Consider the following 20,823-nt stretch of genomic DNA (forward strand, 5'->3'; position numbering starts at 1 on the left):
CTCGCGGACTCGGCACATGATGCCCAGGTGGATTCGGCCGGGGGAAATACCACCTCGCCGCGAATACGAGCGCCATCAGTATGGCTTCGCAGCGCCCGCCGGCCGGTGGTCCATGCGTCAGAGAAATACGACAGGTGGCCCATCTGTGATGTTCATTGGACGCTTAATGACCTGGTATGCGCCCGCTGACCGGGGACGAATCCCGGTCTGCCGTCCAGAAGGGCGAGCCCCAGCGGGGTCGCGGTGTGCAGCATCGAGTTGCGGACACGGCGGCTGGTGATCAGGCCGGTGCGGCGCAGCACCGCGGTGTGCTGGCTCGCGCCCGCCGGCGAAATGCCGAGCCGGTCCGCGAGTTCCGAGGTGGTGCACGCGCCGCGCAGCACGCGCAGGGCGGCCGCCCTGGTCTGGCCGACCAGCGCCCCGAGCGCCTCGGCGGTGTCGTCGTCGGGTTCCGCCCACAGCGCCGCCGCCTCGTGCGGCTGCGGGGGCGCGGAGACCACCAGGGTCGGCCGGGCCCCGCCATCGAGCGAGTGGATGAGCTGGGCCGGCCGGTGGTTGAGGAACACCGAGGGGGCCAGGACCAGGCCCGTACCGCCGAGCACGATGTCCTCGTCGGGCCCGCCGGGGATCTCCAGTACGGGCGGGGCCCAGGTGGTGCGGGCGTGCATCGTGGCCATCAGCTGCTCGACCCCGCCCGCCATCACGGTCCGGCCCCGCGCCTCGCACTCGGCCTCCAGATAGGCGTGCAGGTTCTCCCAGTACGGGGCGACCGCGGCCCGCCAGACGTCGAGCAGGTCGATCCCGCCGTCCTGCCCGTGCACCGACCACAGCGGCAGCCGCTTGGTCAGCTGCCGGTGCCAGCGGAGGTAGGGCGCGTTGACGCCCCGGCCGAGCAGCCCGGCCGCGAAGGCCGTCTCGACCAGGGGTCCGACGCCGGCCCTGAGCCGGGTTCTGGCCAGGTCGGCCGCCGAGAAATGGATCCGTTGCACAGTGTCGCCCCCGTTTGTCCCATCCGATGTGTCCCGGCCGCGCGCACCGGACACCTCAGGTTCCGGCCATCCCCTGACGCACGACTGACCGCGGGCCATACCGTTCGCCCTCCAATTGCTGTGCGGAGCACCGAAGTCGACAGCAAGCGCTTAAGCTCCTGGCAAGGACGCGGTGGGTCCGGTGGACGTACCGGGCGAGACGGGCAGGGGCCGAGCGGGCGGCCGGGATGCCACAGCGGGACGAGGAGGAACCGCTCCGGGGTGTACGCGGACGGGGCCCGGCCGGATGCCCGTCGTGAGGCTTGCCAGAAACGTCAACTGACCTCTGCAGTACGGCAGTTGCACCATGCTCCGCACGGGCCGCGATCCGGCTGAGGCGGTGCTGACAGTTTCGCCGACGTGGATACGATCCTTGATGGCACGGGCAAAGATGACTCGACGGACCCGAGGGGACACCCACATGACCGGCGCCGTTGTCGCCATTGCCATCGTCCTGATCGTCATCGGCGGCATCACAGCGAGTGTGGTCGCGTACTTCCGTCTGCAGCGGCATCGCGCCGACGCCGTCGCCATGGCCGAGTACCGCAGGCTCGCCGAGAACGCGGTGGCCAGCCAGGGCGCTCTGCGCGGCCAGCTGGCCGAGCTCGACGACCGCGTGAAGTCGGTCGAAACCCTGCTGCGCAGCGTCGACTGAGCATCCCTCCGGGCTGTCAGCTCCGCGTCAGCGGGCCCGGCAAGCATGAGGGCACGGGCCGTACGAACCCGCATCTTCCTACGACTCGCCCGCGTGAAGCAGCCGGCGCACGGACGCCAAGAGCGGTCCGGCGGCCGGTCCGCAGTCCCAAGGAGGCGCCTGGTCCTCATCGCGCTCGGCGACGCTCGACGACGTCTTGATGACGCTCAACGGCCTGTCGGCCTGACCGTTCCTTTCGCGAACGCGCTTACCAACGGGGGCAGTTATGCAACGCATTCACTTCACCGCTGCCGATATAGCCAAGACCCGGCTGAAGACCACCGCCGGGCCGCTGATCGAGACGGCCTTCGCCTACGGACTCCTTGGCCGGGGCGTCACCCCGGCGTACGCGCGCTGGCGCAAGCAGGTCGCCACCCGCCTCCCGGCGTGGCCGCGCTTACGGTCGGGCGGCGTCAGCGTCGTCAGCGATCCCGAGGTGCTGCTGGGGCTGATCGAGCACAGCGGCACCGAGGGCCACGCCGCCCACGATCCCTCCCAACAGGATGCGCTGGCAGCCCAGTTGTCGGCCTACCGCGAGGCGGCGGGGCTCTCGGAGGTGTGGCAGGCGGCGATCGCCCCGTACTGGGACCACATGGAGGCGTATCTGGAGGTCGAGTGCGAGGCACGCGGGCGGGTGGTGATGGCCGGCGGCCTCGGGCTGCTGCTCGCCACCCTGCACCCGAAGATCAAGTGGCGCTCGCAGGTCCTGGAGATCCCGGGCGGCCCCGACGAGGACATCTACCTCGACCGGCGCGGCCTCGCGCTCACCCCCTCGGTGTTCCTCAACCACCGCCCGGCCCAGCTGACGGGCCGGCGGAGCGAGGGCGGTGAACTGGTCCTCGCCTTCGCCGCGCCGCCGGACGTCCAGCGCGCCGCGAGCCTGTGGGACGCGCCGGACGACAGCGCGCAGTCGCTCGGCGCGCTGGTCGGCCAGACACGGGCCGCCGCCCTGCGGGTGCTGCGGGCCACCTGCACGACCAGCCAGCTCGCCCACCGCCTCGGCATCTCGGCGGCGGGCGCCAGCCAGCACACCACGGTGCTGCGCCAGACCGGCCTGATCACCACCCGCCGCATCCGCAACACCGTCCTGCACACGGTGACCCCGCTGGGCCTCGCCCTCCTCGACGGCCTGCCCACGCGCTCCACCACGGACCGGGTGCCGGCGCAGGCCACGGCGTCCGAGATGTGGCGCCGCGCCCTGGACAGCGTCCCACAGCCGGTCGGCCAGCACGTCTCCTGACGTAACGTCAACTCGCTTCCGCCGCAGCCCATTTGAAAGGTCCGGCCCCCCACGGTGGGGGGCCGGACCTTTTGGCCGTTCCGTCGGATCCCGGGCGTCAGAGCCGGGACCAGTGGCGGAACTGGCGGAGTCCGTACAACAGCGGTGGCAGGCCGTGCCGTTGGGTGATCAGGCGGGCCTCGCCGAACACGGTGACGTGGTCGCCGGTGCGGTGCAGGGCGCTCACGTCACAGTCGGCGACGGTGTGGGCGTCGCGCACCAGGTGCGGGCCGCCCGAATCCGCCTCCTGCTCCCACGGCACCATGTGGAAGCGCTCCGGGTTGCCGGAGGCGAACAGCTCGGCCGTCTCCTGGGCGCCTTCGTGCAGCAGGTTCACCGCGAAGGTGCCCCGCTCCAGGATGGCCTCCAGGGTGGGACTGCCCTCGCGCAGGCAGACCAGGAGCGTGGGCGGCTTGAGCGTCACGCTGCACACCGAGGAGCACGTCATGCCGCGTGGCGCCCCGTCCTGGCCGGTGCTGGTGACCACGCCGACCCCGGTGGGGAAACCGCTCATCATCGCGCGGAAGCGGTCGGGCGTCGTCCGGTCGGCCACCGCTTCTACGTTGACGGTGTGTTCGGTCATCGGACACTGCTTTCTGTCGCTACGGCGAGCGCCCCGGTGGTGAGGCGGCGCTCGCCCCGGTCGAGGAGAGTGAGCAGCGGTCCCGTCATGGCCGTCGTGGTCAGCGCCATCACGATCAGCGCGAGGACGAGGGGACCGGTCAGGATCCCCGCGCTCAACCCGGCCTGCAGGGCGATGAGTTCGGTGAGACCGCGGGTGTTCATGAGCACGGCGACCTTGCGGGCGGTCTCCGGAGTACGGCCGCCCCGGCGGGCCCCCAGATAGCCCCCGACCCCCTTGCCGAGGCAGCCGAGCACGAGGGCCGCGGCGATCAGCTGCCAGGAGGTGTCGGCGAACGAGCGGGTGAGTACGGTGATCCCGGTGACCACGAAGAAGGCGGGCGCCAGGACCGCGCCGGTCCGCGAGACGGAGGCGACCGCGCCCTCCCAGGGCGCGTCCTCACCACCGGGGATGGAGAAGCCGACCAGGGCGGCCCCGAGGATCGCCGTCATGCCGAGGTGGTCCATGGCGATCGCGACCACGAGGGCCACCGAGCCGAGGAGCACCGTCACCGTGCGCGGCAGCCGCACGCAGGCGGTCCTGGCGACCCGGGTGCGCAGGCCGTAGCGCACGGCCAGTGCGCACAGGACGCCGAGCCCGAGCGCCCGGACCGAGTGCAGCAGTCCTGCGAGGCTTCCCTTGCCGAGGCTGATGGCGAGGGTGAGCAGCAGCCAGCCGGCCGCGTCGATGACGATGGCCGCGGCCAGCGCCGTCTGCCCGGCCCCCGACCGCGTCATGCCGCGGTCCTCCAGGATCCGCGCCATGACGGGCACGGCGGTGATGGACATCGACACCGCGACCATCAGGAGGAACGCGGGCAGCGGGGCGCTGCCACGGGCCGCGTCGTCATCGGTGAGCAGCACGAGGCCGGCCAGGAGCAGTCCGGTGACGAGCGGCGGGATCAGGGACCCGACCGCGACCCACAGGGTGCCGCCGCGGCGCGGGCCGCCGGAGTCCGTCCCCAGCTTGTGGGCGAGGCCGACCAGGAAGAGCACGAGGCCGGCCTGGGCGATCAGTTTGACCACGTCGAACACGGGGCCCGGCAGCAGCGTGTTCAGGGTGCCCCGGCCGAACAGGGCGATCACGGCGGGCCCGGAGAGCAGCCCGACGACTATCTCCCCGATGACCACGGGCTGGCGCAGCAGCCTGGCGAGCGCCCGGCCCGCCAGGGCGATCAGCAGGATGGCGGCGAGTGCCGCCAGGACGTGGGCGACGCGCGGGGCGTCCCCCAGGATTCTCAGCGATTCCATGTCGCGCTCCCCCGTCGTGGGCTCAGTGGTGCTGAGCGAAGTACTCGTACGCCTTGGGCAGTGTCTCCGTCAGCCGCCGTGTCTTGTCGCGGATCGCCTCGAACTCCCTTGCCGCGGCGGAGGGATCGGACAGGGCGAGCGCGGGCGACGGCTTCACCTCGACTCCGCCCATACCGAGCAGAACGCACATGTACGAGTAGGCGGGCAGACCGTGGTAGTACGGGTAAATGCTCTCGGAGTCGGGGATCTGCGTCTTCCACATCTCCAGGCGCTCGGCCAGCGAGTCGGGAATGACCCGGGTCTTGGTGTCGCGCCAGTACTGGGTGTCCTGTCGCTTGGCGGCGACGTAGTGCAGGACCAGGAATTCCCGGATTCCGTCCATGACGTGGGACACGGAACGGTTGTAGAGCAGGCGCTGGTTGGGATTCCAGTCCTCGTTGGGGAAGTTCTTGGCGATCTGCTCGATGGCGTGGTGGATGAAGAAGATTCCGGTGGATTCGAGCGGCTCGACGAATCCGCTGGAAAGTCCGACGGCCACGCAGTTGTTGACCCAGGAATTGCGGCTGCGGCCGATGCGCATCTTGATGTGGTTGGCGTTGACGTCCGCGGCGGCGGGCCCGACGAACTCGCGCAGGGTGCGCTCGGCGTCCTCGGGCGAGAGGTAGTCCTTCGCGTAGACGTATCCGGTGCCGACCCGGCCCATCAGCGGAATGGTCCAGATCCAGCCGGCGTCCTGGGCGGTGGCGGTGGTGCAGGGCAGGATGCCGCGCTTCTCCATGTCCATCGGGACCTGGAGGGCGACCGCGCTGTCGTTGGGCAGCGTGTCCTGGTAGGAGATGAACGGCTCGTTCAGCGCCTTGTTGATGAGCAGCGCGCGGAACCCGGTGCAGTCGATGTACAGGTCACCGGTGAGGTCGCCGTGCTCGGCCGTGGTGACCCCGCTGATCCAGCCGCGCTCGTCCAGGTTGACCTGCTGGACGTCGTCGACGATGTGCTGGACGCCGCGTTCCACCGAGTACTTCGTCAGGTACTTGGCGAGCAGGGCCGCCTCGAACTGGTAGGCGTAGGGGAACTGGGTCTTGCCCTGGTGCTCGGACATCGTCAGGCCCTGCATCTCGTCCGCGCCCTCGTCGAAGGGCTGGTCGATGAGGGCGCCGTCCAGGCGCCGGGGGCTGAGCCCGGCGTCGATGACCGAGGCCATGACGAAGCAGTCCTTGTCGAACCGGTCGGTCGGCCCCTGCTGGAGCCACCAGTCGGTCAGCGGAAAGCCGTTGACCGAGCGCATCTGCTCGAAGGGGTGGTAGAAGTAATGCCCCTTCTCACGCCAGTTCTCGAACCGCACGGCGAGCTTGTACGTGGCGTTGCAGGCCGGCATCCAGTCCTTCTCCTTGAGTCCGAGGAACTCGAAGAAGTGGCGGATGTCGCTGAAGGTGGCTTCGCCGACACCGACCGCGCCGACGTTGCCGGACTCGATGAGGGTCACGTTTATTCGGTCCCCGAACGCGGCCTTGAGGTACGAGGCCGTCATCCATCCGGCTGTTCCGCCACCCACGATCACGACTTTGTTGAGCACTGGTGACTCCTGTTCGGTCGTCCACGAGTTCCGCCAGTGGCTCCGGCCCACTTGTCGGAATTTCTTGGGTGGCGCCACCGAGAAATGAGACTAGGGGCGGGTCAACTCGGGGCCCAGATCCTTAAGTGATGGCCGAAAGGCGCAGGTGGGACTGACCGCGCGGACTGTTCGGCAAGATCCGCGGCGGAAGCGGGCAGCCGGCCGCCGATGGCGCCCAGAACCGGCGTCAGCCCACTGTCAGCGGTCCTGGGGAGCATGAAAGGCGGGGTTACCGGGTGGGAATCGCTCCGCCCGCCCGCTGCAATGGAGATTTGGATGACAAAGGAAGAAACCGTCCCCCCGTTCGCCGTGATCCCCGGCTCGCAGGTCCACAGCGTTCTGACCGGCCACGAGCAGCGCACGATGGATCTGGTGGAGGCCGCCTACCGGCTGCACGGCGAGGGCGACACGGTCAACCCACCGTCGTATTTCCTGCGCTTTCCGGACCGTCCCTCCGCCCGGATCATCGCGCTGCCCGCCTCCATCGGCGGCGCGAACCGGGTCGACGGGCTGAAGTGGATCTCCAGCTTCCCGGAGAACGTGGCCGCGGGGATCCCCCGTGCCTCCGCGGTGCTGGTGCTCAACGACCACGACACGGGCTATCCCCTCGCCTGCCTGGAGAGCTCGATCATCAGCGCCGCGCGCACGGCGGCCTCCGCCGCGCTCGGCGCCGACCTGCTCTCGCGGGGGCGCCCGCGCCCGCGCAGGGTCGGCTTCATCGGCACCGGGTTCATCGCCCGTCACATCCACACCTACCTCGCCGGGACCGGCTGGAGCTTCGACGAGGTGGGGGTGCACGACCTGGCCGCCGAGTACGCGGGCGGCTTCCGCTCCTATCTGGAGGGGGCGGGCGAGACCGGGCGGATCACCGTGCACGACAGCGCGGAGGAGCTGATCCGCTCCTCGGACCTGGTGGTCTTCGCGACCGTCGCGGCCGCTCCGCACGTCCACGAGCCCGCCTGGTTCGCGCACAACCCGGTCGTCCTGAACATCTCGCTGCGCGACCTGGCGCCCGAGATCCTGCTCGCCTCGGCGAACGTCGTCGACGACGTCGAGCACTGCCTGAAGGCCGACACCTCGCCCCATCTGACCGAACAGCGCACCGGATCAAGGGAGTTCATCGACGGAACACTGGCCGAGGTGATGGCGGGAAAGGTGGTGATACCGACGGACCGCCCGGTGGTGTTCTCCCCGTTCGGACTCGGCGTGCTCGACCTCGCGGTCGGCAAGTTCGTGTACGACGAGGTGACCGCCCGAGGCGAACTGCGCGTCATCGACGGCTTCTTCCACGAGGTGGACAGGTATGGGCGCACCGCGACCGACAGCCGTTCCTGAGGTGAGGGGGCCCAAGTGCCGGTGATCTCCGTACCCGAGGACTTCCACACGGAGGATCTCTATGTGGACCTGCGGTCCGTCCTGGACGTTCCGCTGTACCTGAAGTGCGAAGGCTTCAACTTCGCCGGGTCGATCAAGCTGAAGGCGGCGCGGGCGATGATCGCCGACGCCGAGCGCAAGGGGCTGCTGACCCGGGGCTCGGTCATCGTCGAGTCCTCGTCGGGCAACCTCGGCGTGGCCCTGAGCATGATCGCGGCGAGCCGCGGCTACCAGTTCCTGTGCGTCACGGACACCCGCTGCAACCTGAACACCAGACGGTTGATGGAAGCGATGGGCGCCCGGGTGCACACCATCACCGAGCCCGACCCCGAGGGCGGCTTCCTCGGCGCCAGGCTCGACCACGTACGCCAGCTGTGCGCGTCCGACAGCCGGTACCTGTGGCTCAACCAGTACGCCAACCCCTGCAACTGGCAGGCGCACTACCGCACTACGGCACCCGCCATCGCGGAGCGCTTCCCGGATCTCGACGTGCTGTTCGTGGGCGCGGGCACCACGGGGACGCTGATGGGCTGCGCCCGCTACTTCAAGGAGTCGGGCCGCCGGGTCACGGTGGTCGCCGTCGACTCGGTGGGGTCGGTGACCTTCGGCGGGCCGCCGGCGCCGCGCATGATTCCGGGCCTCGGCTCCGGCGTGCGGCCGCAGCTCCTGGACACCTCGTTCGTGGACGAGGTGGTGCACGTGCCGGAGATCGACACGATCCGGGTCGCCCACCGACTGGCCGCCGGCGGCTTCCTGTTCGGCGGCTCCACCGGCACGGTCGTCTCGGGCGCGCTCGGCTGGCTCGCCGAACACCGGGGCTCCGACCGCCGCACGGCGGTGGCGATCTCCCCGGACCTGGGCGAGCGCTACCTCGATTCGATCTACCAGAGCAACTGGGTGAGCGACATCTACGGAGCGCACGCGCTGGACCTCGGCCCGATCCGGGCGGGCTGAGCCCGGTCTCCGCACGGCACGACACGCACCGTCAAATCCCTTGTGCGACAAGGTATTTGACGGCCCCCGTCACCTCTCCGACAGGTGACGGGGGCCGCGTCATGCCCATCGGATGACGGGAGCCGGCCCCGCGCCGACCGGGCCGCACCGGGACCGGCGGGCAAGGGTTGACGCTCCACAACGCCACATGTAATTCTCCACTGACACCCGTTGGGTTGGAGTGACTTCCGTAAGGAGCTGGGGCTCGGTGAAGGATCAGCCACTCACCCTGAAGGTGGCGAGCTGGAGCGCTCTGCACCCGGGGCGGGCGATCGCCGGCTGGTTCGTGTTCGTAGCTCTCTGCCTGGCTCTCGGCGCCGCGGCCGGTACACGCCAGATGGACGCAGAGGACCACCGGGTGGGCGAGTCCGGCCGCGCCGAGTCCATCGCCGCCGAGGGCGGCCTTCAGCCCGAACCCACCGAGCGGATCGCGATCACCGACCGAACCGGATCCGCCCCGGACGCGGCCGCGGTGAGCGCCGCCGAGGACATCGCGCGGCGGATGCGGGGGCTGCCCGGGGTCGAGCGGGTGGCGGCACCGGTCCGCTCGTCGGACGGCAGCACACTGATGCTCGAAGTGACCTTGCACGAAGGGCAGTTGGCATCACCGAGCGAACCGCTCCAGCGGGTGACGGCGGAGTCACGGGCGGCCCGCCCCGGACTGCGCATCGAAGAGGTGGGCGACGACTCGGCCGGGAACGGCGTGGACGGGCCGCGCGATGACGTCCTCTCCGGGTCGACCTCGTCCGCCTTCGACCTGTCGGCGCCGGGAGGGATCGCCCTCCCGCTCGCCGTGGCCGTCGTGTTCGCCGGGTTCCTGGCGTTCGGCTCACCGCTCATGCTGGGGGTGCCGCTGCTGCTCGCGGCCTCCTCGGTCGCCGCCGCCCTCGGCCTGTCCCGACTGGTGTCGCACGTGGTGCCGGACGCGGGCGTCGCAAGCGGCGCGATCCTGCTGACCGGGGTGGCGCTGGGCGTCGCCCATACGCTCTTCCACCTCAGGCGGGAGCGCGAGGAACGGGCCCTGGCGGACGGCCGGCTCAACCCCGAGGCCCTGGTGGGGATCGCCGCCGCGACGTCGGGCCGGGCGATCGCGGTGTCCGGGCTCGCGGTCGCCGTCTCCATGGCCACCTTGTTCCTCGCGGGCGGCCCCGTCGCCTCCGCGCTGGCCGCCGCCGCGATCGTGGTGTCCCTGGTCGCCGTCGCGGGCTCGATGACCCTGCTGCCCGCACTCCTGGTCGTACTGGGCCGACGCCCGGACCGCCGGACGCCTGCCGCGCCCGGACTCGACAGGCGTCAGCTCAACAGGCATTCCCCTGAAGGCATTTGGGGATTACTGGTCCGCCCCGCGAAGGCCCGCCCGACAGCCACCCTCCTCCTCTCCGTACCGGTGATGCTCGGCCTGTCACTCCCCGCCTTCGGCGCGCACTTACGGATCCCGCCCATGTCCGGCCACCCCCGGACCACCCCGGAGGCGGCGGCGCACGACCGGCTGACCGAGGCCTTCCCCGAGCTCCTCGCCGAGCACCGGGTGGCGGTACGCGAGAACGACCCGGGCGAGCGGGCCGAGGTGCGCTCCACGCTGAACGCCGTAGCGGCCAGGGCCGGGGCCGACCCCGCGCGCTCGAAGATCCCGCCCACGGTACGGACCACCCCGGACGGCCGGATCAGCGTGCTGACCCTCCCGGTGCCGTACCGGCCGGACTCCCCCCAGGCGCAGGCCTCCCTCGCGGACCTCCGCGAGAACGTACTCCCCGCGACGCTCGGGAAGATCGAGGGTGCCGAATTCGCGACAGGCGGTCCGGTCGCCGGGCGGACCGATCAACTGGGCTCCGAAAAAGCCGAGTTACCGGTAATGGCCGGGTCGCTACTCCTCCTGACCTTCGCGACGACGCTGTGCGCCTTCGGCTCGGCGGCCATCGCCCTGCTCGGTGCACTGCTCAACCTGCTGTCCGCGGGGGCGTCATTCGGCTTGACGACCGCCTTCTTCCAACAGGGCGTCGCAGCACCCCTGTTGGGCTCGGGCACGACCGGTCCCACCGACGCGATCGACTCACACGTACCGCTGTTCCTCTGCGCGATCCTTTTCGTGCTCTCGACGAACTATCAGGTCTTCGTGGTCAGCCGGATCAGGGAGGCGATCCTGAAGGGGGTGCCGGCCCGGCAGGCGGTGGCCGACGGGCTCGGCCACTCGGCCCGGGCGGTCGGCGGCGCGGCGCTGGTGACGGCGCCGGTGTTCGCGAGCCTCCTGCTCCTGCGTCCGGACGGGCTGAAGCAGCTCGGGTTCGGCCTGGCGGCGGCGATCCTTCTGGACGGCTTCGTCGTCCGGGCCCTGATCCTGCCGTCGGCCCTGGCGCTGCTCGGCGACGCCGCCTGGTGGCCCTCCCGCGCCGCGCGACGGGCCCGGCGAGGGCCCGCCCCCGCTCCGGCGGCCGAAGCGCCGTACCCCTATCACCCGGCGGCCGACTCGTACGGCTAGCCGGGTCCCCCAGACGGACGCCGGACCGGAATCCCCCGCCGGTTCGGCGTCTGGCCTTTTCCAGGCAGCCGGTTCACGGTAGTTGGGGCGGGTCGGAGTTGTTGGTGCGGCTCGGGGTTGTTGGGGCGGGTCGGGGGCCGTTTCGGAAGCCCGGGCGGGGCCTCGTCAGCCCCTCGTCAGTGCCGGGCGGCACCATCGGCAGAGGGTCGCCGCGAGCAGCGACATACGGCTAGGCCGCTGCGCATTCCCGCGCGGCGCCGGCTGAGAGGAGCCACCCTCATGGACAAGGCCCTTGCGACCAGTCCGCCCCAACTGCCCTACCCCGCAACGCCCGTGGCCGCCTTACTGTTGCGCGCCTCGGGCCCGGACGCGTCCCGCCCGGTGTTCACCGCACTGGGCACGGAAGGCGAGCGGATCGCCCGCCGCACCGCCGCCGAACTCCTCGCCCGGGTGCGCACCACGGCCGCCGCACTGCGCGAGGTGGGCAGCCCGGGCGACCGGGTGATCGTCCCGGCGCTGCCCGGCCTCGACTTCCCCGTGGGGTTCCTGGCGTGCCTCTACGCCGGCCGGATCGCCGTACCGGTCATGCCACTTGAGCCCGACAGCGGCCACCGCGCCAAGGAGCGCGCGGACCGTCTGGGGGCAATCGTCCGGGACTGCGGGGCGGTCGCGGTGCTGGTGTCGACGGCGGAGGACGCGTTGGGGGGCATGGTGAGGGACGCCAACGGCGGCGCGGCCCCCAGCACGACCCCGGTCGCGATCCCCGTCGCGATCCCCTTGGCGCGGACGGCGACGCCCGGCTCGGCCGAGGACGTACTCCCCCACCCCCTCGCCCTCGACCCGACGGCGGTCGCGCTCCTCCAATACACCTCGGGCTCGACGAGCGACCCTCGGGGCGTAGTGATCAGCCATCACAACCTGACGGCCAATCAGGCCGCCCTGCGGGATCGCTGCGAGGTCGACTCCGGTACCACGGTGGTGAGTTGGCTGCCCTTCTTCCACGACATGGGCCTGTGCACGAGCGTCGTGCTGCCGCTCGTTTCCGGTGCCGCGGCGGTCACGATGGAGCCCGGCACCTTCGTACGCGATCCGATGGTGTGGCTGCGCGCGATCGAGGCCGAGGAGGACGTCTTCGCGGCCGCGCCGGACTTCGCGTACGAGCTGTGCGTGCGGCGGATCCCGGCGGCCGAACGGAGCCGGGTCGACCTGTCCACGTGGCGGGTGGCCGCGAACGGGTCGGAGCCGGTGCGGGCGGAGACGATGCGCAGCTTCACGGACGCCTTCCGCCCCTCCTTCTTCCGCACGGAAGTGTTCTCCCCGGGATACGGCCTCGCCGAATGCACGCTCGGCGTCACCCTGGGCCGCCCGCTGTACGAGGCGCCGGTCCGCCGCTACGACCGGGACGCGCTGGCCCGGGGCACGGCGGCCCCGGCGGCCTCTCCCGACACCGCCGTCGAACTCGTCGGCTGCGGCACGCCCCTGCCCGGCGTACGGATCCGCATCGTCGACCCGGCCACACTGCGGGTGCTGCCTGCGGGCGCGGTGGGCGAGATCTGGGTCAACTCGCCCGGCAATGGCCTGGGTTACTGGGACAGGGAGTCGTCGGAGGCGTTCCGGGCCCGCCCGGAGGGAGCGGACGCGGACGGGCCGTTCGTCCGCACGGGCGACCTGGGCTGCCTGGACGGCGACGAACTGTTCGTCACGGGCCGCCTGAAGGACGTCCTGGTGGTGGGCGGCGAGAACTACTTCCCGCAGGACGTGGAGGCGGTGGCCGGCGCCGCGCACGAGGCGTTCGCGCACCAGCGGGCGGCCGCGTGGCCACTGGACGACGCGGCGCCGGGCGTCGCGGTGGTCGTCGAGACGGCGGAGCGGGACCCCGAGGTGCTGGCCCGCGCGGTACGCGCCGCGGGCATCGCGGTCGCCAGGGCGCTGCCCGCCCCGGTGAGCGTGTTCGCGGTGGCCCGCGACCAGGTGCCGCGCACGACGAGCGGCAAGACCAGGCGCCGGGACTGCGCGACGGACGTACGGGCGGGCCGGCTGCCGTTCCTCGCCCAGTGGACGAGCCGACGAGCCGGAGCCCCCGGCCGCCCGGAAAGGACCCAGCCCGCATGAGCAGCCGCGCGATGCCGCCGGAGCCGACACCCGTAACGGAATGTCAGGTGAAGGACCACCTGACCCAACTCCTGTCCTCGCACCTGGAGTTGGCAGAGAACCTGATCGACCAAGACGTACCCCTGAGCGCCTACGGAATCGACTCGGTGACCAGCACTTGGCTGGCGGCCCGGCTGGGCGAACGCTGCGGGGTGACGATCGACCGCTCGCTGCTCCTGAACCGCCCGAGCGTGGCGGAGGTGGCGCAGGACGTGGTGGCGACGCTAGCGGCGCCGGCTCAGCCGGTGGGCTCGGCTCCGTCGGTGGGCTCGGCCCCGTCGACTACACGAAGCGTCACAGCATGATCGAGACCCTCCTCCCCCACCCGGCGATCGCGGTGGCGGACCACTTCGGGGACACCGAAAGACCGGACGGAGCCGGCCTCTTCCCCGAGGAGAGGGCGCTGGTGGCGGCGGTGGGCGTGGGCCGGCGCCGGGAGTTCACGACGGTGCGGCACTGCGCCCGGGCGGCACTGAAGGCCCTGGGCCTGCCCCCGGCCCCGCTGCTGCCCGACACGTGGGGCGCCCCGCGCTGGCCGCCCGGCATCGTTGGAAGCATGACCCACTGCCGGGGCTACCGGGCGGCGGCGGCCGCCCGGCGAGCCGACTTTCGAACCCTGGGCATAGACGCCGAACCGAACGGCCCGCTGAGGGAGGGCGTACTGAGCACCGTGGCCCTGAGCACCGAGCGGCACCGCCACACCGCCCTCCACCACCTGGACCCGTCCGTCCACTGGGACCGTCTGCTGTTCTGCGCGAAGGAGGCCACGTTCAAGGCGTGGTTCCCGGAGGGTGTGAGGCGCGGGGGCGTCCGACCGAACAGCTTCCACGACATCGAGGTCACGCTGGGCGGCACGGAGCGTACGTTCCGGGCGGTCGTCCTGCCCGGCCGCCCCGAGGCCACCACCTTCGAAGGCCGCTGGCTGGCCACACCGGAGTTCCTTTTGACAGCGGTATCGGCGCCGCCCCCCGCCGCCTCCGCCACGTAGGTCCATACATACGTTTGACAGCTGTTCCTGGCATGGGAAAGTCTCGGCCTACAGGTTTCCGGGATGCTACGGGGTGGGCCATGACCAGCGAGGAGCTTCTGGCCGTGCTGGCCGCGGTCGGCCACGCCCAGCGACTGCGCGTAGTGGCGGAACTCTCCGAAGGCCGCCTGTACGTAAGCGAACTGGCCCGCCGCCTGAACATGTCCCGCCCCCTCCTCTACATGCACCTGGAACGCCTCGAAAAAGCGGGCCTGGTATCGGGCAGCCTGGAACTGAGCACGGACGGAAAGGCCCTGAAGTACTTCGAACTGGCCCCGTTCGAGCTGCACTTGAACGTGGCTACGATTTTGGCTGCGGTTGCGGAGGACGCGGTGGCCGCCGGGGCGGCAGGAGCGGGCGACGCCGGGCGGAAGGGCGTCTGAGGGGAGTGCGACCCGGCGAACCCGGAGCAGTGCGCCCCCTACCTCTCGCCCCCGGGCCTCCCGGCCCGCTCAAGGACCCACCCCGGTCGGATGACTTCCGCGTTGCCGTCCAGGGCGGCGGCCGCTCGGTTCAGGGCTTCGGCGGCTTCGCCAGGGGCGGTCGCCAGGGCTCGCGCCGCCTGTGCGAGGGAGCGGGCCGCGGCCGCCTGGCCCGCTCCCGCGATGTCCAGGGCCGCGGAGGCCCGTTCGGCCGTGGCGGCCGCGTCCTCGGTGCGGCCGTCGCACCAGTACGCCCAGGCCAGGTTGAGCAGGCAGACGCCCTCGGCCCTGGGGTTCTCCATCAGCGAGGCCTCGTGGCGGGCCTCCTCCAGGACAGCGGCAGCGCGGGCCGGGGCATCCAGGGCCAGCAGCGCGATGCCCTGCGCGTTGAGGGCGTAGGCGATCGCCTCCCGGCTGTCGGCCGCCCGGTAGGCGCGGGCCGTTTCGGCGCCCGCGTCGGCGGTCTCCTGCCAGCGGCCCAGGGTGAGGAGGGCGATGGTACGGGCGTTGCCCGCGCGGGCCTGCGTGAGCAAGTCGCCCTCAACGGAGGCGAGTTGGGTCAGGCGCTCCGCGCCCGCCAGCGCGCTCTCACCATCGCCCAGATAGCTGTGGGCGAGGCTGAGAGACAGCAGGGCGTGCACCTCGCGCTCGGTGTCGCCGAGCTCGCGGGCCAGCTCGGCGGCGCGGGTGAGCGGTGCGATCGTCGCGCCCTGGTCGCCGAGCTGGCGGTGCGCGTCGCCCAGCCCGAACAGCGCGTTCTGGAGCGCGGGCCGGTCGTCGAGTCGCTCGGCCAGAAGCACCGCCTCGCCGAACAGCCGTACCGCCTGTTCCATCGGGCCCGCGCTGAGCCGGGCGTGCCCGTAGGCGACGGCGTGGGCGAGGCGTACCCGCTCGTCCTGGATGCGCCCCTCGACGGCCAGGTGCATCGAGACCGCGGCCAGCACCGAGCCGTGCCAGACGAGCCATTCGCTGATCTCGCCCAGCACCCGCGCCGCGTCGTCGTGGTCGCCGGCGCGTACGAGATGGTCGAACCGGCGCCGGTTCGGCTCGATGTCCTCAAGGGTGCGCCACTCGCCGCGCGGCCGGGCCAGGCGCCCGTACCAGTCCGCGATCCGACGTTCCACTGCCTGCCTCCTGTGGGGTCCCTGCCGCGGCATCCGTCCGTAGGCGATCTCCGCGTCCAGCGGGTGCAGCGCGAAGGTGCGGTGCGCCCGGTCCACGGAGACCAGATGTCTGCGGACGAGGGAGGTGAGGACGAGAGCCGCGGGCAGCTGTGGGTCGAGCCCGGCCACGATCTCCTCCAAGGCGCCCTGCCGCACGGGCGTACGCAGTGCGGCGAGCACTCCGAGTACGGCGTGCGCCCGCTCGTCGAGGCGCTTGTAGCGGTCCTGGGCGAGGTCGGCCACGACGTCGTGGCGCCGGGTGAAGTCCTTCAGTACGTCCTGGAGACTGGGCAGCAGCACCGTGTCGTCGGCGAGCGCGCCGATGAGCAGTTCGAGGGCGCGCGGCACTCCGTGCACATGCACGGCGGCGTGCAGCAGCTCGTCGTCGGAGAGCTCCGCGATGCCCAGGCTGCCGTCCCGGTCGAGTTCGCGCAGCAGGGCCGCGGCCTCGGTGGGCCCGAGCCCTTCGGAGAGTTCCACGTGGGCGGCGAAGCGCCGGAGTTCGGGTGCGAGGCGCACCGGGACTTGGCTGGTGACCAGCAGACGCGGGGTGGAGCGGACCCGGAAGAGCCAGTCGAGGATGACCGCCAGCTCCTCGTCCGCGACGCTGCCGTCGTCGTCGAGCAGGTCCTCCAGGTTGTCCATGAGGATGACGACCAGACGCTCGCCCAGGGCCGCGTGCAGTTCGGACAGCCGGTCCTGCGGCGTCCCGCCCGCGGCCCAGGCCGCACGCAACTCGGCGAGGCGCTCCGGGCCGAGCAGCCGGGCGCAGTCGAAGTAGAGGCGTTCCAGGGAGATCCCTGACGTACGGGTGGAGAGGTTGACCAGACCGGACGGCAGCGGCCCTTGGGCGGTGCCCGGCCACGCGCCGCGGTCGAGGAGGTCCATGACCTTCGCGGCCAACGCGCTCTTGCCGATGCCGCGCGGCCCGGTGATGGTCACCATCCTGATCGCGGGATCGCTCAAGTGCCGTGCTATCGCGTCGCGTTCACTGGTGCGGTTCTTGAACAGCTCGATGCCGTACGCGACGGGGACGCCCACCACCCGCAGGTCCGGCACCCGGCCGCCCGGCGGCTCCCCCGGCTCGGCGAGCGGCAGGGGTTCGCGGTCGCTCAGGCCGAGCAGCCGGGTCAGTTCCGTACGCTCCGTGGCGTCGAGCCGGCGCAGGACGTGGTCCAGGCGCACCGCGGTGAGCCGGCCCGCGCCCTCCGCGCGGTGGTGTTCGGCGACTACCCCGATGATGCGGGCGCCCGCCCACACCGCGGCCCCGGACATGCCCGCCCAGGGCGAGGCGCCCGGATCGGGATCGGCACCGGCCGGAGCCACGGTGATCTCCAGCGTGCCGGTGCGCAGATTGGACAGCGCCGCCACGGTCCCGTCCGCCTGGTGCAGCTCACGGAAGGTTCCGCCGGGGCGGCTGCGGCGCTTCCACAGCGGGAACCCGGCCGCGTGCACGTCGATCACGCCGTGCCGGTCGTCCGCGATGCGCCCGAAACGGGCCCGCTCGACGTGCGCGGGGGCGGTCGCCGGAGCGACGACGCTCAGGACGGCGAGGTCGGTGTCCCGGCCCGCCCAGGCCAGGTGCGCCGGGGCCGACCACTCCCCGTCCCGGTCGGCGTCGCACCGTACGACCACGGCGGTCGCATCCGCCACCACGTGGCCGGCGGTGAGGATCAGACCGGGGGCGATGCGATAGCCGGAGCCGCGCCTCCTGCCGCCGCCGGCCTCGACGATGACCTCGGCGATCCGATGCGGGTCGAGCCCGCGCCCGTCGGCCGCGGGCTCAGGTCTCATCGAGCAGCTCGGCACCCGAGATCAGCGCGGGCCGGTCGGGCTCGCCCGCGCTCACGGGCTTGAGGGTGAGCATGATCCGCTGAGTGACCGTCTGCGCGGAGCGCGCCGAGTGGTGGACGTCGAACACCCAGAACCGCACCTTCGCCCCGGGCTCCCGGCTCCGCTCCACCCCCACGGTGAGTTCGAGATCGAGCCGCTCCGCCTGGAACCGGATCCCCTCGCCCTCCCCGTCCGCCATGGCCCGGCTCAGCTCGCTCCGCAACTGAGCGATCATGTCCGCCAGTTCCACCGCGTCGTCCACGCCTCTGCCCCCGTCTCGGCTGCGCACGCTCTGCGCATGTGTGCTTGGCAGCTTACCCAAGGGGTTTCAACTGCACGTGTGCACAAGAGACTTGAATGGAACCTCAATGGATCACAGTCGAAACGACTGCTAGCGTTGTCCCTGCACCGCGTGTCCTCCACGAGGTTGTACGCGACGCGACCTGCGGAGACGTAGGCCCTTTCGGTTCGGTGACGCGGCCCCATGGTGCGCTCCCGGCGGGAGCCAACCGGCACCGTCACCGGTCGTAACCGAAGGGGACGCATTTCCATGGCTACCGTCGAGTACACGCCCAAGCCTCGCACCTGGGTCCGTGACGTCCTGGTGGGCATCACGGTGAGCCTCGGCTCGAACCTGATGTGGGCGCTGGCGCAGATCGTGGTGCACCGCCTCGGCTGAGCCCGGCGGACGGGCGGGCCTCCAGGGGCCCGCCCACACCCCCTCGGCCCGGGTTAATCTACGGGTTGTCATTGCGGCCCGACGGGCTTCCGGTCCGTCCCGGCGGAACCACGAAGGACACGCCCCCACCCGCACGAGTCATCTCGTGCCTGGGGAACCTTCGTGCTCCTGCAACTGTCCGCGGCTGAACTCGGTCAACTCGTCGTTGCCCGGCCCGGCTCGTCCCAACTCCCGCTCACCGAGCAGCTGATCAGCGAGCACTCCCGGATCAAGGGAGGCACGCCCGGGTCGCACGATGTCGCGTCGTGGAACAACAGCATCCCCGTAGTGGTCAAAGCGCTGCTCGACTGCGGGCTCGACGCGGTGGAGGTACAGGTCGAGGTCGGACTGCCGCACACCAACTCCGCGGTCGACCTGGTGCTGTGCGGCCGGCATCCCGGTACGGGGGCGGACTCCTACCTCGCGGTCGAACTCAAGCAGGTACGCCACGCCACGGTGGACCCTCGCTGCCCGATCGCCGTCGACCTCGGGTTCGGCGAAGGGAAGAACAAGCTGCATCCGGTGCGGCAGGTCCAGCGGTACTGCGAGTACATGATGCGCTACCTGCCGCACCTTCGTGAGAGCGCGGACCCCCTGATGGGCGTAGCACTGCTGCACAACGCGCGTGACGCGGACGTGGAGGCTCTCTTCGAACTGCCCGAGAGCGACCACGGTTTCCTCTACACGCTCGACGACCTGGGTCGGTTCCGGAGAGCCCTGACCTCCCGGTTCACCGCGGCCTCGGGAAAGGGAGCGGCACTCGCGCTGGAGCAGGCACGCCGCGACCCCCTGCTCAAGGTCACCGATGTGGCGCGGCAGAGGTCCGTCCGGGGCGGCGGCCTGACGCTCCTGGACGAGCAGTACGTCGCGGTCGACCGCATCACCCGGCATCTGGAGAAGACGGCGCGCTTCACCGGTTTCGACGTCGGACTGTTCTACGAGCCCAGCACCGCCCATGCCCCCGCCTCCGACCCGGGCGTCAAACGCGTGTACATCCTGCGAGGCGGCCCCGGCAGCGGCAAGAGCGCCGTCGCCCTGGAGTTGCAGCGGGCGCTCGGGCTCAAGGGCCGCGAGGCCGTGTTGGCCAGTGGCTCCCATGCCTACACGGAGACCCTGCGCGACATCATGCTCGGTACGGCACGGCCGGGGCAGGTGGCGGACAAGCGTCGTGCGGCCAACAAGCTGTACCGCTACTTCAACAGCTTCAGCGAAACCCCGCCGGACAGCATCGACGTCCTCATCTGCGACGAGGCGCACCGCATGCGCCGCAGCTCGACGTACCGCTGGACGCCGAAGGAGCTGCGGGACGACAATCGGCCGCAGGCCACCGAGGTGATCCGAGCGGCGAAAGTACCGATCTTCCTGCTCGACGACCACCAGTCGATCCGTCCGGACGAGGTGGGTACGGCCCGCTATCTCAAGGAACTCGCCGAGGAGAGCGGCTGCCTGGTCGAAGTGACGGACCTGGAAGGGACGTTCCGGGCCGGCGGCAGCAAGCGGTACCAACGCTGGGTCCAGCAGTTGCTGGGTCTCGACGCCTCCGATCCGGTGACCTGGCGGCCGGACGGGCGGATGACCCTGACGGTCGCCGACTCCCCCGAGCAGATGGAGCGGTTCATCCGGGAACGTGGCCGGGCGGGAGCCACGGCGCGCATCACCGCGGGCTTCTGCTGGCCGTGGAGCAATCCAGCCGGGGAGCACCTCGTCGACGACGTACGCATCGGCGACTGGCACATGCCCTGGAACGTGAAGCCGGAGCACAGCGTTCCGGACGCGCCGAAGTCCGACCTCTGGTCCACCGATTCCCGTGGCATCGGACAGATCGGCTGCGTCTACACGGCGCAGACCTTCGAGTACGACTGGAACGGCGTCATCATCGGGCGCGACCTGCTGTTCCGGGACGGAAAGTTCAGGATCGAGCGGTCCGCTTCGTGCGACCCCGCCTTCCGCGGTCCGGTCGACGATTCGATCGTCGACCGCTGCATCCGCAACGCGTACCACGTGCTGCTCACCCGGGGCGTCGTCGGCACCGTGGTCTACGCCGTCGACCCGGAGACCCAGAACGAGCTTCGCAGACTCATCACGGGCACCATCGGCATGCAGCACTTCGATGGTGCCCAACCGCAGCTCACCGCGGAGGGATCCCAACTGCCCCCGGCCTACAGCAGGCGTCCCGGGTAA

Annotated in this window: 17 protein-coding genes; 11 read left to right on the plus strand and 6 right to left on the minus strand. The window is 71.2% G+C overall.

The window, feature by feature from the left end; all coding sequences use genetic code 11:
* Nucleotides 1-152: 152 nt before the first annotated feature.
* Nucleotides 153-989 carry an ArsR/SmtB family transcription factor gene (locus ACFYZA_RS11430; RefSeq protein ID WP_388489496.1) on the minus strand — a complete coding sequence of 279 codons (837 nt, stop codon included), beginning with the start codon at nt 987-989 and terminating at the stop codon, nt 153-155.
* 460 nt (nt 990-1,449) lie between these two features.
* On the opposite strand from ACFYZA_RS11430, the gene ACFYZA_RS11435 reads away from it, so the two are divergent.
* Nucleotides 1,450-1,683 carry a hypothetical protein gene (locus ACFYZA_RS11435; RefSeq protein ID WP_382597354.1) on the plus strand — a complete coding sequence of 78 codons (234 nt, stop codon included), beginning with the start codon at nt 1,450-1,452 and terminating at the stop codon, nt 1,681-1,683.
* Nucleotides 1,684-1,948: 265 nt separating this feature from the next.
* The gene (locus ACFYZA_RS11440) at nt 1,949-2,962 is read left to right on the plus strand and encodes an ArsR/SmtB family transcription factor (protein WP_382597356.1); all 1,014 of its coding nucleotides are present in this window, start codon (nt 1,949-1,951) and stop codon (nt 2,960-2,962) included.
* Between the two features lie 97 nt (nt 2,963-3,059).
* On the opposite strand, the gene ACFYZA_RS11445 is transcribed toward ACFYZA_RS11440, so the two are convergent.
* From ACFYZA_RS11445 to ACFYZA_RS11455, 3 genes are read right to left on the minus strand one after another with little or no spacing between them, the layout of a single operon-like run.
* A complete protein-coding gene (locus ACFYZA_RS11445; RefSeq protein WP_382597358.1) occupies nt 3,060-3,584 on the minus strand; it encodes a flavin reductase family protein in 525 nt (174 codons plus the stop codon).
* Nucleotides 3,581-4,873, minus strand: a complete 1,293-nt coding sequence (locus tag ACFYZA_RS11450; protein WP_388489500.1) for a cation:proton antiporter — start codon at nt 4,871-4,873, stop codon at nt 3,581-3,583. The genes ACFYZA_RS11445 and ACFYZA_RS11450 overlap by 4 nt, the downstream gene beginning before the upstream one ends.
* 22 nt (nt 4,874-4,895) lie before the next feature.
* The gene (locus ACFYZA_RS11455; protein WP_388489503.1) at nt 4,896-6,446 is read right to left on the minus strand and encodes a tryptophan halogenase family protein; all 1,551 of its coding nucleotides are present in this window, start codon (nt 6,444-6,446) and stop codon (nt 4,896-4,898) included.
* A gap of 315 nt (nt 6,447-6,761) precedes the next feature.
* Between ACFYZA_RS11455 and sbnB the strand changes: the two genes are divergently transcribed.
* The 7 genes from sbnB to ACFYZA_RS11490 all read left to right on the plus strand — a co-directional run bounded on the left by sbnB (nt 6,762) and on the right by ACFYZA_RS11490 (nt 14,889).
* Nucleotides 6,762-7,820, plus strand: a complete 1,059-nt coding sequence (gene sbnB / locus ACFYZA_RS11460) for a 2,3-diaminopropionate biosynthesis protein SbnB (protein WP_382597364.1) — start codon at nt 6,762-6,764, stop codon at nt 7,818-7,820.
* Between the two features lie 15 nt (nt 7,821-7,835).
* Nucleotides 7,836-8,813 (plus strand): 2,3-diaminopropionate biosynthesis protein SbnA, encoded by a 978-nt coding sequence (gene sbnA, locus ACFYZA_RS11465; protein WP_382597366.1) that lies wholly within the window; start codon nt 7,836-7,838, stop codon nt 8,811-8,813.
* A 247-nt stretch (nt 8,814-9,060) separates the two neighbouring features.
* Nucleotides 9,061-11,328, plus strand: coding sequence for an MMPL family transporter (locus tag ACFYZA_RS11470; RefSeq protein ID WP_388489506.1), 2,268 nt, complete (start codon nt 9,061-9,063; stop codon nt 11,326-11,328).
* A 279-nt stretch (nt 11,329-11,607) separates the two neighbouring features.
* The gene (locus ACFYZA_RS11475) at nt 11,608-13,440 is read left to right on the plus strand and encodes a fatty acyl-AMP ligase (RefSeq protein WP_388489509.1); all 1,833 of its coding nucleotides are present in this window, start codon (nt 11,608-11,610) and stop codon (nt 13,438-13,440) included.
* Nucleotides 13,437-13,784 carry an acyl carrier protein gene (locus ACFYZA_RS11480; protein WP_388489511.1) on the plus strand — a complete coding sequence of 116 codons (348 nt, stop codon included), beginning with the start codon at nt 13,437-13,439 and terminating at the stop codon, nt 13,782-13,784. The genes ACFYZA_RS11475 and ACFYZA_RS11480 overlap by 4 nt, the downstream gene beginning before the upstream one ends.
* Complete coding sequence (locus ACFYZA_RS11485; RefSeq protein WP_388489514.1) at nt 13,781-14,467, plus strand: 4'-phosphopantetheinyl transferase; 687 nt, start codon at nt 13,781-13,783, stop codon at nt 14,465-14,467. Before ACFYZA_RS11480 ends, ACFYZA_RS11485 begins: the two co-directional genes overlap by 4 nt.
* 80 nt (nt 14,468-14,547) lie before the next feature.
* Nucleotides 14,548-14,889, plus strand: a complete 342-nt coding sequence (locus tag ACFYZA_RS11490) for an ArsR/SmtB family transcription factor (RefSeq protein ID WP_382597376.1) — start codon at nt 14,548-14,550, stop codon at nt 14,887-14,889.
* A 38-nt stretch (nt 14,890-14,927) separates the two neighbouring features.
* Here ACFYZA_RS11490 and ACFYZA_RS11495 read toward each other — a convergent pair whose 3' ends face one another.
* Complete coding sequence (locus tag ACFYZA_RS11495; RefSeq protein ID WP_388489517.1) at nt 14,928-17,885, minus strand: trypsin-like peptidase domain-containing protein; 2,958 nt, start codon at nt 17,883-17,885, stop codon at nt 14,928-14,930.
* Nucleotides 17,875-18,186 (minus strand): trypco2 family protein, encoded by a 312-nt coding sequence (locus ACFYZA_RS11500; protein ID WP_382597380.1) that lies wholly within the window; start codon nt 18,184-18,186, stop codon nt 17,875-17,877. The genes ACFYZA_RS11495 and ACFYZA_RS11500 overlap by 11 nt, the downstream gene beginning before the upstream one ends.
* A 288-nt stretch (nt 18,187-18,474) precedes the next feature.
* Between ACFYZA_RS11500 and ACFYZA_RS11505 the strand changes: the two genes are divergently transcribed.
* Both ACFYZA_RS11505 and ACFYZA_RS11510 read left to right on the plus strand, forming a co-directional pair.
* The gene (locus ACFYZA_RS11505; RefSeq protein ID WP_388489520.1) at nt 18,475-18,603 is read left to right on the plus strand and encodes a DUF6408 family protein; all 129 of its coding nucleotides are present in this window, start codon (nt 18,475-18,477) and stop codon (nt 18,601-18,603) included.
* Nucleotides 18,604-18,765: 162 nt separating this feature from the next.
* A complete protein-coding gene (locus ACFYZA_RS11510; protein ID WP_388489522.1) occupies nt 18,766-20,823 on the plus strand; it encodes a DUF2075 domain-containing protein in 2,058 nt (685 codons plus the stop codon).

The organism is Streptomyces sp. NPDC001828 (genome assembly GCF_042892175.1).
Lineage (GTDB): Bacteria > Actinomycetota > Actinomycetes > Streptomycetales > Streptomycetaceae > Streptomyces.